This is a genomic window from Pseudoduganella sp. RAF19 (assembly GCF_052114165.1).
Lineage (GTDB): Bacteria > Pseudomonadota > Gammaproteobacteria > Burkholderiales > Burkholderiaceae_D > Rugamonas.
On the sequence record NZ_JBFREF010000007.1, the window covers coordinates 110,409 to 125,790 of the forward strand.

The window sequence follows — 15,382 nt, forward strand, 5'->3', positions numbered from 1 at the left end:
CGTAGCGGAGTGCTACCTTAGCGTGGAGATGGAACGGTATCGCTGCCCAGGCGGCCGTACAGGCACACCCAGCCATCGTGTTCAGCCCACACGCCCATCTTGATGAAGGGAGCGTAAGCTGCGGCCACTTCTTCCGCCTGGCGTGCCAGCACGCCGGACAGCACCAGCGCGCCGCCATCGGCCACGCGGCCGGACAGCATCGGCGCCATCAGCTTCAGTGGCGAAGAAAGAATATTGGCGACCACGATGTCGAAACGCTGCGAAGCAAACGGCGACTCGGCAAAATCATCCGGCACGTAATACTGGATATCCTGCACATTATTGCGCGTAGAATTATCGTAAGCCGACTCGATTGCCTGTGGATCGATATCCACACCCGCCACCGGGAAGGCGCCCAGCTTGCGCGCCACCATGGCCAGAATGCCGGAACCGCAGCCGTAATCGAGCACGGTCTTGCCGGGCGCCGGATGCGCTTCCAGCCATTCCATGCACAGGCGCGTGGTCGGATGCGAACCCGTGCCGAAAGCCAGGCCCGGGTCCAGTTCCAGGATCAGCGCCTTGGGATCAGGCGCTTCGTGCCAGCTCGGCACGACCCAGATGTTTTTACCGATATGGATAGGGTCGAACTGGGATTGCGTCAGGCGCACCCAGTCTTCATCCTCGACTTTGCGGGTCGTGAACTTGGGGACTTCCGCCAGCTGGATCGCGGCGGCAGCTTCCGCCACGATCGCAGCCTGGTCGGCATCGTCATCGGTCAACGCTACGACGCGGCTGTGATCCCACGCCGCTTCTTTCGGTTCCATGCCCGGCTCGCCGAACAGGGGTTTCTCGGCGTCGGTGCCTTCATCGGCATCCTCCACCGACACCGACAGCGCGCCCACTTCCATCAGCGCGTCGGACAAAGCCTCCGCATGGTCGCGTGCTACTTCGATGACAATTTCAGTCCAGCTCATTTCTTAAGTACCTGCTTTAGGCATTTCTGCCAGTCGTTGTTCCAGATAGTGAATGTTGGTGCCGCCTTCGATGAAGCGCGCATCCACCATCAGCTCGCGGTGCAGCGGGATGTTGGTCTGGATGCCCTCGACCACCATTTCCGACAGCGCGATCTGCATGCGGCGGATAGCCTGCTCGCGGGTCGCACCGTAGGCGATCACCTTGCCGATCATCGAGTCGTAATTAGGCGGCACGAAGTAGCCAGCATACGAATGGGAGTCTACACGAATGCCTGGGCCACCCGGCGTATGCCACGCAGTGATGCGGCCTGGCGACGGGGTGAACTTGAACGGGTCTTCGGCGTTGATGCGGCACTCGATGGCGTGGCCGGACAGCATCACGTCGCGCTGGCGGAAGCGCAGCTTCTCGCCCGCAGCGATGCGGATCTGCTCCTGCACGATGTCGATACCGGTGATCATTTCGGTCACTGGGTGCTCAACCTGCACGCGGGTGTTCATCTCGATGAAGTAGAACTCGCCGTTCTCATATAGGAACTCGAAGGTACCGGCGCCGCGGTAGCCGATCTTGCGGCAGGCTTCGGCGCAACGGTCACCGATCTTTTCGATCAGCTTGCGTGGGATGCCTGGTGCTGGCGCTTCTTCGATCACTTTCTGGTGACGGCGCTGCATGGAGCAATCGCGCTCGCCCAGCCATACGGCGTTTTTGTGTTCGTCGGCCAGGATCTGGATTTCCACGTGGCGCGGATTTTCCAGATACTTCTCCATATAGACTTCAGGATTGCCGAAAGCGGCACCGGCTTCGCTCTTGGTCATGGTGACCGCGTTCAGCAGGGCTGCTTCGGTGTGTACCACGCGCATGCCACGGCCACCGCCGCCGCCTGCCGCCTTGATGATGACCGGATAGCCGACCTTGCGTGCAATCTGCACGATGGCTTTCGGATCTTCCGGCAGGGCGCCTTCGGAACCCGGCACGCAAGGCACGCCGGCCTTGATCATCGCCTGTTTCGCGGACACTTTATCGCCCATCATGCGGATGGAATCGGCGCGCGGGCCAATGAAGACGAAGCCGGATTTCTCCACGCGCTCGGCGAAGTCCGCGTTCTCGGACAGGAAGCCATAGCCTGGGTGGATCGCTTCCGCGTCGGTCACTTCCGCAGCCGAGATGATCGCCGGCATTTGCAGATAAGACTGGGCCGAAGGCGCAGGGCCGATGCAGACCGATTCGTCGGCCAGCTTCACATACTTGGCGTCGCGGTCGGCTTCGGAGTGCACGACCACGGTCTTGATGCCCATTTCGCGGCACGCGCGCTGAATGCGCAGTGCGATTTCCCCGCGATTGGCAATGAGGATTTTTTCAAACATGGCAGATTCTATGTTTGCGGGCGCCCGGTCGGGCCGGGCGCTCAATGAAGAAGAGGAGAGGCTGGCCGCAGTGTCGTCGGCAGCAGCCATAGCCCGCTATTAGCCGATGACGAACAGCGGCTGGCCGAATTCGACCGGCTGGCCGTTTTCCACCAGGATTTGGGTAATGGTGCCTGCTTTGTCCGAGTCAATCTCGTTCAGCAGCTTCATCGCTTCGATGATGCACAGGGTATCGCCTTCCTTGACGGTGGCGCCCACTTCAACGAATGGTGGGTTGCCTGGAGCGGAAGCGCGGTAGAAGGTGCCGACCATCGGCGACTTGACCACGTGGCCAGTCGGTTCGGCTGCAGCTGGGACAGCAGCGGCAGGTGCGGCAGCCGGTGCGGCCATTGGCGCGCCAGCCGGTGCATAGTGCACAGGTGCCTGCGGCGGCATCATGACCATTTGGTTTTGTGCCAGACCGCCGGACTTGACGATGCGTACTTTGCTTTCGCCTTCGGTGACTTCCAGTTCGGCGATGTCCGACTCTGCGACCAGGTCAATCAGCGTCTTCAGCTTGCGTAGATCCATATTGTGGCTCCCTGTGTATCTTTGTTCTGTTGGTTGTTCTGAGCGAAGTCGCCTTATGGGAGACATCGCGCCAAATAAGCGCAGATCGCGTAGATTAACTGCTTTTTAGAGCAAAGTCGATGGCAAAACGGTATCCCTCGATACCCAGGCCGCAGATCGTGCCCTGCGCGATTGCGCTCAGGAAAGAATGGTGGCGGAACTCTTCACGCCGATAAATATTCGATATGTGTACTTCAACAAACGGTATGGCGACCCCGGCCAATGCATCGCGCAGCGCGACGCTGGTGTGGGTGTAGCCGCCCGGATTGATCACGATGAAGTCTACACCCTCGCCGCGTGCGGCATGGATGCGATCGATCAACGCGCCTTCATGGTTACTTTGGAAACTGGATAGGGTAGCGCCCCCTGCTGCAGCTTGTGCTTGCGCTGCCTGTTCCACATCCGCCAGTGTAGTGGCTCCGTAGATTTCCGGCTCGCGCGTCCCCAACAAATTCAGGTTGGGGCCATTAAGGAGCAGCAAGTTTTTTGCCATGTTTCCCTGACCATTTTCCGCGAAAGTTCCGCATTTTGCCGCCAAGTCCGGGCATTGGCAAGAGAAATAGATTGCTGGCAGCGAATAGAACGCACGTTCGATAAAAAATAAAAGTGCGCTACGGGAGCGCACTTTGCTGATTTGGTAACTTAGTTTTTCGCGGTGCCGCCCAGGTTTTCGACGGTGTGCTCAGCGAATTTTTCGTACAGCCAGTTCATGCGCGACTCGTCCTGGCCACCAGCCAGGCCACCCAGCGCATAGGAAGCGCTGACTTCGAAACGGTTCAGTTCCTTGCCTTGCACGTCTTTCAGGACCACGTCGCCAGTCAGGCTGTCGTTGCCCGCCATGAAGCCGAACATCACAGCGGTAAAGCTGGAACGCACGCGCATGTCCTTGACCACGATTTCGATGGTGTTCATCGGGCCAGCCTGGTTCTCGTTCAGCATGTTCTTGGCAGTCAGCGCGCGTTTAACCTGCTCCAGCAGGGCGGTCTGATTGAACTTCATGTTGTCGGACAGCTTTTTCTTGGCATCGTCCGTCAGGCTGATCGAAATGGCGTTGGCCGGTTGAGTGGTGATGAATTGGCGATGGGCGTTATCGGCGACTTTGACGCCGGAGGCGCAACCGGTGAGCGCCAGGACCAACCCGATGGCAGCCAGCTTTTTAAACATACAATTACTCCCTGAAGATATTAATATAGTTAAATGTCGTTTCTTGCTTAAAAGAAATAACCGACGATGCGTATGCTACACATCGCGTTAGCTATATTGCAAGGGAGGTTGTTGCTTAATTGGGACGATTATAAATTTGCTAAATCCGCTTTTAGCTGATCAAATTTCAAGCGGCCCAGGTAAGTCTTCTTCACCTGGCCGTCTGCGCCGATCAGGACGGTAAATGGCAGGCCGCCCTGGGCATTGCCGAACTGCCGCGACAAGTCGGTGCCACTCATGCCGGCGACATACACCGGGTAGGCAATATTAAATTTCTTCGCAAAATCGGCAATATTGGTTGGAGAATCGATACCGATACCGATCACCTGGACTTTTTTGCCGGCGTCGGACTTTTGCAGCGCGGACAATTCCGGCATCTCTTCCACACACGGCCCGCACCAAGGCGCCCAGAAGTTCACCACCAGCGGCTTGCCTTTCCATTGCGACAAGGCTTGCTGCACGCCTTTATCGTCCGGCAGCGACTGGGTGAACATGGTTTGCACCGGGCCGGTCACGCCGGCGGGCGCGGTCGCGGTGACCGGCGCGGCGGCTTGTTCCTTGCGGGTGCAGGCGCCGACCACGGCGAACAGTACGGCGACCACGCCGTATGCGAGAAGATTTTTCTTGTTCATTGATGACTACTGTTGGTTAATAAAGTGCGCACTTCCGCAATGTCCGCGCGCAGCAACTTGTCGCCGGATTTCTTTTTCGCGCCGCGCATATCGTCTGTTTCATACAGTTCTATATGCACGCCTTCCTTTTGCCACATGAAGCTGACCGTTTCAACCGGCTCGAAGCGTGGCCCGCGGAAGTGGGGCGATTCGGAAATCTCGATCTGCAGATTGCGGTTCAGCAGAAAGATCTGGACTTCCTTGGCGCTGTCGGCAAATAACTGCAAGTGAATATCGTCGTGTTCACCTGCTGTGCCGTTGAGCACCGAGCCGGTGAGGAAGGGATTGTACTGCTCCAGCATTTCCATCACCTGCAGCGCCAGATTGCGCAGGCGGAAAACGCGGGCGGGATGGGTGTCGGCGTTGAACAGCGCGTGATAGAGACGGACTTCTTCCTCGATCTGTGCGTTATCAGGCAGTAAATTCTGCAAATCGGCCGCCTGCGAGTCGCCCAGGATCTGGCGCGCAGCCTTGCGTTTGGCGGTGCTGTAATCAGCGCCATCCTGCGCCACCAGCCGCGCCGCGGCGGCAGCAATCTCGGTGCGCAGTTCGTCGTTCGGGTTTTGCATCATGCTCGAATCATACTCTGAACCTCGCAAATGGGGACGTAACACAATTTCCGCATGGCGGAATTGTGTTACGTCCCCATATGCGAGGTCAGGTAAAATCCCGCTCTTGATACTTATAAGTGTTCCACCATGCATATTCATATCCTTGGTATCTGCGGCACCTTCATGGGCGGCCTGGCGGTCCTGGCGAAAGAAGCGGGCCACCGCGTGACCGGCTGCGACGCCAATGTCTATCCGCCGATGAGCACTCAGCTGGAGGCCCAGGGCATTGAACTGATCCAGGGCTTTGGCCCGGAGCAGGTGGACCTGAAACCGGATCTTTATGTCATTGGCAATGTGGTCTCGCGCGGCAATCCGCTGATCGAAGAGATCATGAACCGCAACCTGCCGTTCATCTCCGGCCCGCAGTGGATCGGTGACCATATCCTCAAGGATAAATGGGTGCTGGCAGTGGCCGGCACGCACGGCAAGACCACGACGTCGGCCATGCTGGCCTGGATTCTGGAACACGCCGGCTACGCGCCAGGCTTCCTGATCGGCGGCATCCCGATGAACTTCGGCATCTCGGCCCGCCTGACCGGTCCCGGCGCGCAATCGGAATTCTTCGTGATCGAAGCGGATGAATACGACACCGCCTTCTTCGACAAGCGCAGCAAGTTCGTGCACTACCACGCGAAGACCGCCATCCTGAATAATCTGGAATACGACCACGCCGACATCTTCCCGGACATCGGCGCCATCGAAACCCAGTTCCATCATCTGGTGCGCACGGTGCCCGGCATCGGCCGCGTGATTGCCAACGCCGATGAGGAATCCCTGCAGCGCGTGCTGAAGCGCGGCTGCTGGAGCGAGAAAGAACTGTTCGGCAGCGCCGCTGGCGCCGACTGGGCGATGAGCGAGCATGCCGACGCCAGCTTCGATGTGATTTTCAAAGGCGCGCAAGCTGCCACCATCAACTGGCAGCTGACCGGCAAACATAACCGCTCCAACGCGCTGGCGGCGATTGCGGCCGCCCGCCACGTGGGCGTGCCGATCGAAGTGGCGGCGCAGGCGCTGGAAAGCTTCCAGAGCGTGAAGCGCCGCATGGAAGTGCGCGGCGTGGTGAACGGCGTGACCGTGTACGACGACTTTGCCCACCACCCTACCGCCATCGAAACCACGGTCGGCGGCCTGCGCCAGAAACTGCGTGCGAGCGGCGCTGCGGCGGGCGCACCGGCTGCGCGCATTCTCGCCGTGCTGGAGCCGCGCTCCAACACCATGAAGCTGGGCACCATGAAAGACGCGCTGCCCGGCAGCCTGAAAGACGCCGATCTGGTCTTCGGCTTTGGCAGCGAGAAGGCGCTCGGCTGGCGGCTGGGCGAAGCCCTGGCGCCAATGGGCGGCATCGCCTCCGCCTACGACGATATCGACGTCATGGTCAAAGCCATCGTGGCCCAGGCCCGGCCGGGCGACCACATTGTCGTGATGAGCAACGGCGGCTTTGGCGGCGTGCATCAGAAACTGCTGGAGGCTCTGAAGTAAATGATCCTGTATTTGCATGGCTTCCGTTCCTCCCCGCTGTCGATGAAGGCGCGCATGGTGGGGGAACGGATGGCGCAGCTCGGCCGCGCGGACGAATACCTTTGCCCTCAGTTGCCAGCCTCGCCGAAACTGGCGATGGCGCAGACGATGGAAATGGTGCGCGGCTTTCCGGCGCAAGAACTGGCGATCGTCGGGTCTTCGCTGGGCGGCTACTACGCCACCTGGATGGCGGAGCAGATCGGCTGCCGCGCGGTGCTGCTGAATCCCGCCATCGTGCCGCAGATCAGCCTTGACCAGCATGTCGGCGTGACCACCGAATACCACTCGGACAAGCCCTTCGAATTCAAGCGTGAATATATAGACGAGCTGCACGCCTTGACGGTCGGGCAGATAACAAGGCCGGAGCGCTACTTCCTGATCGCCGCCACCGGCGACGAAGTGCTGGATTATCGCGACATGGCCGCCCACTACCCCGGCGCGCGCCAGACCGTGATCCAGGGCAGCGACCACGCCATCAGCGAATTTGCGGATTATGTAGACGAGGTACTGGCTTTTTGCGGCGTAGGCGGTCCTAAGTGAAGGGCCAGTCGCTGCACCAGGCGAACTGGCACGGCCATGTGCTTGCCACGAACCCGCCGCATGCGATGCGGTACTGGTTGATCAGCGGCGGCTCGCTGACCAATAAGCTGAAGGCGCACAGCGCCGCATTCCGCGTGCAGGTGCTGCATCAGGAAACGGCGATCTGCCTGAGCGACGAGGCCAATGCAGTCGGCCTGCACCGGCCGGGCCGGGTCTGGGAGAGGGAAGTTCTGCTGCGGTGTGATAATACGCCTGTGGTGTTTGCCCACACGGTCGTGCCGATGTCGGCGGACGCGTCGGACTGGCCGCTGTTCAGCGCCCTTGGCGAACGCTCGCTCGGCAGTACGCTGTTCGGCGATCCGCAGGTCCGGCGTGGCGCGTTGCAGTTCGCCCGCCTGCGCGCAACGCACCCGCTGGCCCGCCGCGCCCGTGCCGCGCTGGCCGCCAACGGCTGCATCGTGCCGGACGATCACCTGCTGTACGCGCGCCGCTGTTTATATGAGCGCCACGAAGGAACACTATTAGTGACCGAAGTCTTTTTGCCAACGGTCCTTGAATTGAAAAAGGCGGATCACCGATACGCCGAACCCAGGAACACGCAATGAATGTATTTTTCGAAGAATCCGGCGACTTCAAAGTAGGCTCGGTACTGTCGCAAGCCGGTGAAGCCTACCAGGTCGAAATGGCCAGCGGTAAGCGCAACAAGGTCAAGACCAAGGACGTGCTGCTGCAGTTCGACAAACCATCGCCCGCTGAGCTGATGGAAGAGGCCAAGGCGATTGCCGCCGACGTCGACCTCGACTTCCTGTGGGAAGTGGCAGGCGAGGAGGAATTCGGCTTTGCGGAACTGGGCGCGGAATACTTCGGCCACGCGCCGCACCCGGCGGAAGCGGCGGGCCTGATTCTGAGCCTGCATTCTTCGCCGATCTACTTCTACAAGAAGGGCCGCGGGCGCTACAAGAAAGCGCCGGAGCAGTCGCTGAAGGCAGCGCTGGCCGGCATCGAAAAGAAAAAGCAGCAGGCCATCATCCAGCAGCAGTACGTGGACGAGCTGAAGGCGGGCAAGCTGCCGGACGCGATGCGCAATATCGTGCAGCAGCTGCTGTTCAAGCCGGACAAGAACACCATCGAATGGAAGGCACTGGAAGCGGCCTGCGACGAGCTGCACACTTCGCCGGCGCGCCTGATGCTGACCACCGGCGGCATCGCTTCGCCGAAAGACCTGCACATGGCGAAGTTCCTGTTCGAGAATTTCCCGAAAGGCCATGGCTTCCCGAATCTGCCGGTGCCGGTTGCGCCGGCCGATCTGCCGAAGGCGAATGTGGAGGCCTTCTCCATCGACGACGTGACCACCACCGAGATCGACGATGCCTTCTCCGTCGTGCATCTGGACGATGGCAAGGTCCGCATCGGCATCCACATTGCCGCACCGGGCCTGGGCATTAAGCCGGAAGACGCCATCGATACGCTGGCGCGCGGCCGCATGTCCACCGTGTATATGCCGGGCGATAAGATCACCATGCTGCCGGACTCCATTGTCGATGCGTTCACGCTGGCTGAAGGCAAGACCTGCCCGGCGCTGTCGCTGTACGCGGTGCTGGACCCGAGCGACTGGTCCGTGATCTCGACCGAAACGAAGGCCGAACTGGTGCCGATTGCGAACAATCTGCGCCACAACGACCTGGACGAAGTGGTCAACGAGGAATCGCTGGCCGCCGGCACGGGCGAATATCCGCGCAAGGCCGAACTGACCTTGCTGTGGGGCTGGGCTCAGCATCTGGAAAAAGGCCGCATGGCCAAGCGCGAAGCCTTCGGTCTGAAGCCGGAGCAGAACAACCGCGTGGACTTCAACTTCTATGTGGAAGATGATGTCGTCACCATTACCCGCCGCAAGCGCGGCGCGCCGCTGGACAAGATCGTGGCCGAGCTGATGATCTTCGCCAACAGCACCTGGGGCAAGTTGATGCACGAGCACGGCGTGCCGGGTATCTACCGCAGCCAGACGCCGGGTGCTGGCGGCTGGAACGCCAAGCTGCAAGTGCGCATGGTCACCCACGCCGCGCCGCACCAGGGGCTGGGCGTCGATCAGTATGCGTGGTCGACCTCTCCGCTGCGCCGCTATACCGACCTGGTGAACCAGTGGCAGATCCTGGCCTGCGCCCAGAACGGCGTGACCGCGCCGCTGGTGGCGCCATTCAAGCACAAGGACGCCAATCTGTTCGCTATCGTTTCCGCCTTCGATGCGGCCTACGGCGCCTATGCCGATCACCAGTCGAATATGGAACGCTACTGGTGCCTGCGCTGGCTGGGCCAGAACGACGCCAGGGAAGTCGATGCCGTGGTGCTGAAGGATGAAGTGCTGCGCCTGACCGAGATTCCGCTGGTGCTGCGCCTGCCGGGCATGCCGTCCGTGGCGCGCGGCGCGCAGGTCAAGCTGGATGTGCTGCGCTGGGATGAAGTCGACCTGAACGTCGAGACTCGTCTGCAGGAAGGTTCGATTGCGCTGCCGACCGAGGCCGTGCTGGAAGAGGAAGAAGAGGAAGCCGCCGCGCCGGATGCCCCAGCCGATGCCGCCCAGCCGACTGACGCCTCCGCAGAACAGGCGGAACTGGCCAGCGAAACCGCCGTCACCGAGCCTGGGGCTCAATAAAAACCAACAGCAGAAGCTGGTGGCAGCCACATCGTGGCTGCCACCTGGGTTTGCCTTTGGTTTAGAATGCAGACTCCCTGACGCACCAACTTTCGTCTCTGCGTGAAGTTTTTACAAGAAAATCGTTTTCTGGCCTTCGCCCTTGGTATCTCGGTCGCCGTGCATGCACTGGCGCTGACGGTGCACTTTGTCGCGCCGAAGGACTTCAAGATTGAGCCGACCGACCCTGGTCTGGAAGTCATCCTCGTCAATGCCAAGCATGACAGCAAGCCGCTGAAAGCCGAGGCGCTGGCGCAAGCCAACCTGGATGGCGGTGGCAATGCCGATGCCGGCCGCGCCAAGTCGCCGCTGCCGGATCTGCACAAGATGGAATCCGGCGACAGCGTGAAAGCCGCGCGCCGCCGCATCGAAGAGCTGGAGCAGCTGCAAAAAAACCTGCTCACCCAGGTCAATCAGACGCCGTTGAAGGCGGCCCCGGTGACGGAAAAGGAACGACCTGATCCAACGCCAAATGGCGCGGACCTGATCGAATCCAGCAAGGCCATCGCGCGCATGGCTGCCGAGATCACCCAGACCATCGACGACCAGAACAAGCGTCCCAAGAAAACCTTCATCACGCCAAGTACGCGTGAGGTGGGCTACGCCGAGTATTACAAGACATTGCAGCGCCGCGTCGAAGAAATCGGCACGCTGAACTTCCCGCAAAAGAATGGCCGCAAACTGTACGGCGAACTGGTGGTCTACATCCCGATTTTCCAGGATGGCACCATTTATATGAAGGATGGCGGCGCGCGCGTTGAACGCAGCTCCGGCAACCAGGCGCTGGACGAAGCCGCGCTGGCCATCGTGCGCCGCGCCGCGCCGTTCGGCAAATTCCCTCCGAATATGCTGTCGCATGACAAAGACGACCTGTGGGTCATCATCACCCGCTTCAAATTTACACGCGAAGAGAAGATGGAAGCCAACCTGACCGGAGTCCAGTGATGGACAAATACTGCGTCTTCGGCAATCCGATCGCCCACAGCAAATCGCCCGAAATACACGCTGCCTACGCTGCGCAAACGGGCCAGCAACTGACTTACGAAAAGCGCCTGGCGCCGATTGACGGTTTCGCGCAGGCGGTCCACGCCTTCATCGCCGAAGGCGGCAAGGGCGCCAACGTCACCGTGCCGTTCAAGCTGGAAGCGCACAAGCTGGCCAATGCGCTGACCGTACGGGCGCAGGCGGCGGGCGCAGTGAACACCCTGATCTTCAGTGAGGAAGGCATCATCGGCGACAACACCGATGGCGCCGGCCTGGTCACCGATATCGTCGCCAATGCGCATACGCCGATCGGCGGCAAGCGCGTGCTGTTGCTGGGCGCCGGCGGCGCAGCGCGTGGCGTGGTGCTGCCGATTCTGGAACACCGCCCGTCCGCGCTGGTGATCGCCAACCGCACCGTCGCCACCGCCGAAGCGCTGGTCGAACAGTTTGCCGCGCTGGCGGGGGAGGGCGTGCTGTCCGCTTGCGGCTTCGCAGGCATCGAAGGCAGCTTCGACATCATCATCAACGCCACGTCGGCCAGCCTGAGCGCTGATCTGCCGCCCGTGCCGCCGGCCGTCTTCAAGCCCGGTGCGCTGGCGCTGGACATGATGTACGGGAAGGAGCCGACGGTCTTCATGCAGTTCACCGCCGCCCATGGCGCGCAAACCCGCGATGGCCTGGGCATGCTGGTGGAGCAGGCTGCCGAGGCTTTCCTTGCCTGGCGTGCCGTACGTCCTGCCACGGGCGACGTGCTGTCCGCGCTGCGTGCCAAGCTATGAGCAAGGGCGGCCGGCTGCGCTGGGTGAAGTGGATCTTTATCGTCCCCATCGCCATCATCCTGGCGATCCAGGCTTACTTCTTTGTGCAGATCTGGTGGTGGCGCGACCATAATCCGGAAATGACTGCCTTCATGCGCGCCCAGCGCGAAGCCCTGCGCGAGAAGAACCCCAAGGCCAACATCCAGCAACAGTGGGTCAGCTACAAGCAGATTTCGCCGAATCTGAAGCGCGCCATCATCGCATCCGAAGACGCCAACTTCGCCGAGCATGAAGGCGTGGATTGGGAAGCGATGCAGAAGGCCTACGAGAATAACCAGAACAAAAAGAAGAAGATCCACGGCGGCTCGACCATCACCCAGCAGCTGGCCAAGAACCTTTTCCTGTCCGGTTCGCGCAGCTACTGGCGCAAAGGCCAGGAGCTGGTCATCACTTATATGCTGGAAGCGCTGATGGACAAGGAGCGCATCTTCGAGATCTACCTGAACGTGGTCGAATTCGGCAAAGGCGTGTTTGGCGCAGAAGCTGCGGCGCGGCATTACTATGGCATTCCCGCCGCGCGCCTGGGCGCTGCGCAGGCAGCCAAGCTGGCCGTGATGCTGCCGAATCCGCGCTACTATGACGCGCACCGCGACACCAATTACCTGGCCCGGCGCACCGACATCATCATGCGCCGGATGAATTCCGCTGAACTCCCATAAGAAGCTATGCGCAAACGCCAATCCGGACTAAGTCTTATCGCTGTCGCCATCGGCATGGCCGCCCTGGCCGGTGTCGCCATGCTGGCGCTGTTCTCCATGCGCCACGAGCGCAACTATTTCGCCGAGAGCGTGAAGAAGGTCAGCGAGCCGGTGGCTGCGGCCGTGGCGGCGCCGCCTTCGTCTGCGCCGATGCGCAAGTGCACCATCAATGGCAAGACCGTGATCTCCAACACGGGGTGCCGGGACAGCGGCAAGGTCATCCAGATCCACGACAGCAAGGGCATCGAATCGCCCAAGGCGCCGCCGCCGGAACCGAAGGCTCCGCAGACCGCCCAGGATAAAATGATCGAAAAGGCAACCCAGTAAGCAAAATAATCTCCGGCCGGGGTGGTAGGCAATGTGGCTTCCGAGTACACTTGCGGAGTTTTGAAAACCCCCGCCTAAATCGCTGAGATTAGCCTATGATCAATGTTTTCGTCTTGCAGAATGGCCGGCTGAACCAGGTCCCCATCGATACCCGCGAAGACCTGGAAAAGGTCCAGCCGGTTTGGGTTGACCTCACCGACCCGACTGAAGACGAACGCGCCTGGGTCAAGACCATTTACGGCGTGATCCTGCCAGGCGAAGACGAAGTCAAGGACATCGAAGCGTCCGCCCGTTACTACGAGGCGGAAAACGGCGACCTGCACCTGCGCACCGACTTCCTGCTGGAAGAGGACGATGGGCCGTCCCGCGTAGTGACCGTGGCGTTCATCCTGGCCAAGAAGATGCTGTTCTCGGTCCATACCGACGATCTGCCGGTGTTCCGCCTGGTGCGCATGCGCGCCCGTTCGCGTCCCGGCTCGATCGAAGACTATATGGACGTACTGCTCGACCTGTACGCCACCGACGCCGAGTATTCTGCGGACGCGCTGGAAGGGATCTACCAGCAGCTGGAAGAAGTCTCCACCCGCGTGCTGCAGGAAGAATTCACCGACAAAGATGCAGCCGACGCCCTGAGCGCCATCGCGCACGAGGAAGACTTGAACGGCCGCATCCGCCGCAACATGATGGACACGCGCCGCGCGGTGTCCTTCCTGATGCGCGGCCGCCTGCTGAATTCCGAGCAGTTCGAGGAAGCGCGCCAGATCCTGCGCGACATCGAATCGCTGGACGGCCACACTTCCTTCCTGTTCGATAAGATCAACTTCCTGATGGACGCCACTGTCGGCTTCATCAACATTAACCAGAATAAGATCATCAAGATCTTCTCGGTGGCGTCCGTCGCCTTCCTGCCGCCGACCTTGATCGCTTCCGTGTACGGCATGAACTTCGACTTCATCCCGGAACTGAAGTGGCAGCTGGGCTATGGCTGGGCCTGGGGCGTGATGGTGGTCAGCGCCGCCGCACCGCTGCTGTACTTCCGTCGCCGCGGTTGGTTGCGCTAAGTAACTGAAAGTAGGCCACAGTCAAGCCTAGCTTGCTTGACAATAGAGTCACACCGTCACATGCTTGCCTTTCGGAATTCACATTCTCGGAGGGCGGCTTGCCGGACACAAGTAACGATGAATTGTCGCCCGCCTCGCGGGCCATGCTCGCCCTGCAGGGCCGGGTTGTCGACGCTTGGGCGGCAGCCGCACGCACCAATTTGAACAAGGCCCGGCGCCTGCCCGATCCCATTCTGCTCAACACCATCCCGGCTTTTTACGATGGTCTGGCCAAGCTGCTGACCGGGCCGGAGCGTGCGTCGGATGTATCCGCCATCGCCCAGGAACACGGCGGCGAACGCGCCCGCCTCAGCGGTTATGACACTACCGCCCTGATCGAGGAATTCCAGTTATTCCGCCGTATTCTATTCAGCGAATTGCATGCAGCCGGAACGGCGCTCAGTCACGAACAGCGCCTGGCAATCGATGATGCGATTGATGGCGCTATTCGCGAAAGCGTGACGGCCTTTGCAATGATTCAAAGCGCCTTGCGCGAACAATTTATTGCGGCCATTACCCACGATATTCGTACGCCATTGGCTAATGCCAGTATTGCCGCGCAAATTATTGAGAGCCGTGCCAAGAATGAACCCTTGAAAATCCTGGCCCGGAAAATTCTGGACAATACGGCGCGTATCGATTCCATGACCCGCGATTTATTGGACTGTATCGTATTTAATAGCGGCGAACATTTACCGCTGCATATCGAGCCTTTTGATATGGCCGAGCTGGTAAACGAAACTTTTGGCCTGTCGGAAAATGTCGTGGTGGATGCCGAATCGGTACCGGGTTATTGGTGCCGTGAATCCATTAAACGCGCCTTGGAAAACCTGTTTGGCAATGCTATTAAATACGGCATTGATGGAAAACCGGTGCAGGTCAGGGTGAGCGCTGAAAAAAGCAGGGTGAAAATTTCTGTCCATAACGAAGGCGACCCGATTCCCGCGACCCAGCTCGAAAGTATTTTCCAGATTTACCGCCGTGCCCAGGCGGCAAGTGGCCATCGCGACGGCTGGGGCGTAGGACTGCCTTATGCGCGCCGCGTGGCCGAGAGTCACGGCGGCAGCATTATCGTCACCAGCACTGCCGCGACCGGCACAACCTTCATCATCGACATCCCCATCGACGCGCGCCCCTTCGAAGGCGCTCCCACCGTAGCCTGAACGGCGCTGCCCGGCGCAGAGCGCCTGTTTGCGTGCGCACTGAGCAAGAATTTAGCGTTATCGCGCTAATTTCTGGCATGGGAGGGCGAAAAAAAGCCGGGCAATGCGCCCGGCTGCTCGGCTGCTACGGACAGGA

General features: G+C 60.3%; 17 protein-coding genes. 10 read left to right on the plus strand and 7 right to left on the minus strand.

All coding sequences use genetic code 11. From position 1 onward, the window contains the following. Nucleotides 1-17: 17 nt before the first annotated feature. From prmA to AB4Z19_RS19720, 7 genes are all read right to left on the minus strand, one after another. A complete protein-coding gene (gene prmA / locus AB4Z19_RS19690; protein WP_442027524.1) occupies nucleotides 18-953 on the minus strand; it encodes a 50S ribosomal protein L11 methyltransferase in 936 nt (311 codons plus the stop codon). 3 nt (nucleotides 954-956) lie between these two features. Beyond that, the gene (gene accC, locus AB4Z19_RS19695) at nucleotides 957-2,315 is read right to left on the minus strand and encodes an acetyl-CoA carboxylase biotin carboxylase subunit (protein WP_442035834.1); all 1,359 of its coding nucleotides are present in this window, start codon (nucleotides 2,313-2,315) and stop codon (nucleotides 957-959) included. Nucleotides 2,316-2,414: 99 nt separating this feature from the next. After that, nucleotides 2,415-2,885 carry an acetyl-CoA carboxylase biotin carboxyl carrier protein gene (gene accB, locus AB4Z19_RS19700; protein ID WP_442027522.1) on the minus strand — a complete coding sequence of 157 codons (471 nt, stop codon included), beginning with the start codon at nucleotides 2,883-2,885 and terminating at the stop codon, nucleotides 2,415-2,417. Between the two features lie 94 nt (nucleotides 2,886-2,979). Beyond that, nucleotides 2,980-3,417: a type II 3-dehydroquinate dehydratase gene (gene aroQ, locus AB4Z19_RS19705; protein ID WP_442027526.1), complete on the minus strand. Its 438-nt coding sequence runs from the start codon at nucleotides 3,415-3,417 to the stop codon at nucleotides 2,980-2,982. A 149-nt stretch (nucleotides 3,418-3,566) separates the two neighbouring features. Beyond that, entirely contained in the window at nucleotides 3,567-4,088 is a 522-nt protein-coding gene (locus AB4Z19_RS19710) for a DUF4410 domain-containing protein (protein WP_442027521.1), read from the minus strand. Between the two features lie 128 nt (nucleotides 4,089-4,216). Continuing rightward, a complete protein-coding gene (locus AB4Z19_RS19715; protein ID WP_442035835.1) occupies nucleotides 4,217-4,759 on the minus strand; it encodes a TlpA family protein disulfide reductase in 543 nt (180 codons plus the stop codon). Beyond that, nucleotides 4,756-5,370, minus strand: a complete 615-nt coding sequence (locus tag AB4Z19_RS19720) for a hypothetical protein (protein ID WP_442024919.1) — start codon at nucleotides 5,368-5,370, stop codon at nucleotides 4,756-4,758. Before AB4Z19_RS19720 ends, AB4Z19_RS19715 begins: the two co-directional genes overlap by 4 nt. A 162-nt stretch (nucleotides 5,371-5,532) precedes the next feature. Between AB4Z19_RS19720 and mpl the strand changes: the two genes are divergently transcribed. From mpl to AB4Z19_RS19770, 10 genes are all read left to right on the plus strand, one after another. Beyond that, entirely contained in the window at nucleotides 5,533-6,888 is a 1,356-nt protein-coding gene (gene mpl, locus AB4Z19_RS19725) for a UDP-N-acetylmuramate:L-alanyl-gamma-D-glutamyl-meso-diaminopimelate ligase (protein ID WP_442024917.1), read from the plus strand. Then, nucleotides 6,889-7,467 carry a YqiA/YcfP family alpha/beta fold hydrolase gene (locus AB4Z19_RS19730; protein WP_442024913.1) on the plus strand — a complete coding sequence of 193 codons (579 nt, stop codon included), beginning with the start codon at nucleotides 6,889-6,891 and terminating at the stop codon, nucleotides 7,465-7,467. Next, nucleotides 7,464-8,072 carry a chorismate--pyruvate lyase family protein gene (locus AB4Z19_RS19735; RefSeq protein ID WP_442024911.1) on the plus strand — a complete coding sequence of 203 codons (609 nt, stop codon included), beginning with the start codon at nucleotides 7,464-7,466 and terminating at the stop codon, nucleotides 8,070-8,072. The genes AB4Z19_RS19730 and AB4Z19_RS19735 overlap by 4 nt, the downstream gene beginning before the upstream one ends. After that, nucleotides 8,069-10,117 carry a ribonuclease catalytic domain-containing protein gene (locus tag AB4Z19_RS19740; RefSeq protein WP_442024909.1) on the plus strand — a complete coding sequence of 683 codons (2,049 nt, stop codon included), beginning with the start codon at nucleotides 8,069-8,071 and terminating at the stop codon, nucleotides 10,115-10,117. Before AB4Z19_RS19735 ends, AB4Z19_RS19740 begins: the two co-directional genes overlap by 4 nt. A gap of 102 nt (nucleotides 10,118-10,219) precedes the next feature. Continuing rightward, nucleotides 10,220-11,101 (plus strand): TonB family protein, encoded by an 882-nt coding sequence (locus AB4Z19_RS19745; protein ID WP_442035836.1) that lies wholly within the window; start codon nucleotides 10,220-10,222, stop codon nucleotides 11,099-11,101. Further along, nucleotides 11,101-11,919 (plus strand): shikimate dehydrogenase, encoded by an 819-nt coding sequence (aroE, locus tag AB4Z19_RS19750; RefSeq protein ID WP_442024905.1) that lies wholly within the window; start codon nucleotides 11,101-11,103, stop codon nucleotides 11,917-11,919. The genes AB4Z19_RS19745 and aroE overlap by 1 nt, the downstream gene beginning before the upstream one ends. Further along, nucleotides 11,916-12,617, plus strand: coding sequence for a monofunctional biosynthetic peptidoglycan transglycosylase (gene mtgA / locus AB4Z19_RS19755; RefSeq protein WP_442024903.1), 702 nt, complete (start codon nucleotides 11,916-11,918; stop codon nucleotides 12,615-12,617). The genes aroE and mtgA overlap by 4 nt, the downstream gene beginning before the upstream one ends. A gap of 6 nt (nucleotides 12,618-12,623) precedes the next feature. After that, nucleotides 12,624-12,983, plus strand: coding sequence for a DUF4124 domain-containing protein (locus tag AB4Z19_RS19760; RefSeq protein WP_442024901.1), 360 nt, complete (start codon nucleotides 12,624-12,626; stop codon nucleotides 12,981-12,983). A gap of 95 nt (nucleotides 12,984-13,078) precedes the next feature. After that, nucleotides 13,079-14,044, plus strand: coding sequence for a magnesium/cobalt transporter CorA (corA, locus tag AB4Z19_RS19765; protein WP_442024899.1), 966 nt, complete (start codon nucleotides 13,079-13,081; stop codon nucleotides 14,042-14,044). A 98-nt stretch (nucleotides 14,045-14,142) separates the two neighbouring features. Then, nucleotides 14,143-15,246 carry a sensor histidine kinase gene (locus AB4Z19_RS19770; RefSeq protein ID WP_442035837.1) on the plus strand — a complete coding sequence of 368 codons (1,104 nt, stop codon included), beginning with the start codon at nucleotides 14,143-14,145 and terminating at the stop codon, nucleotides 15,244-15,246. Nucleotides 15,247-15,382 lie beyond the last annotated feature (136 nt).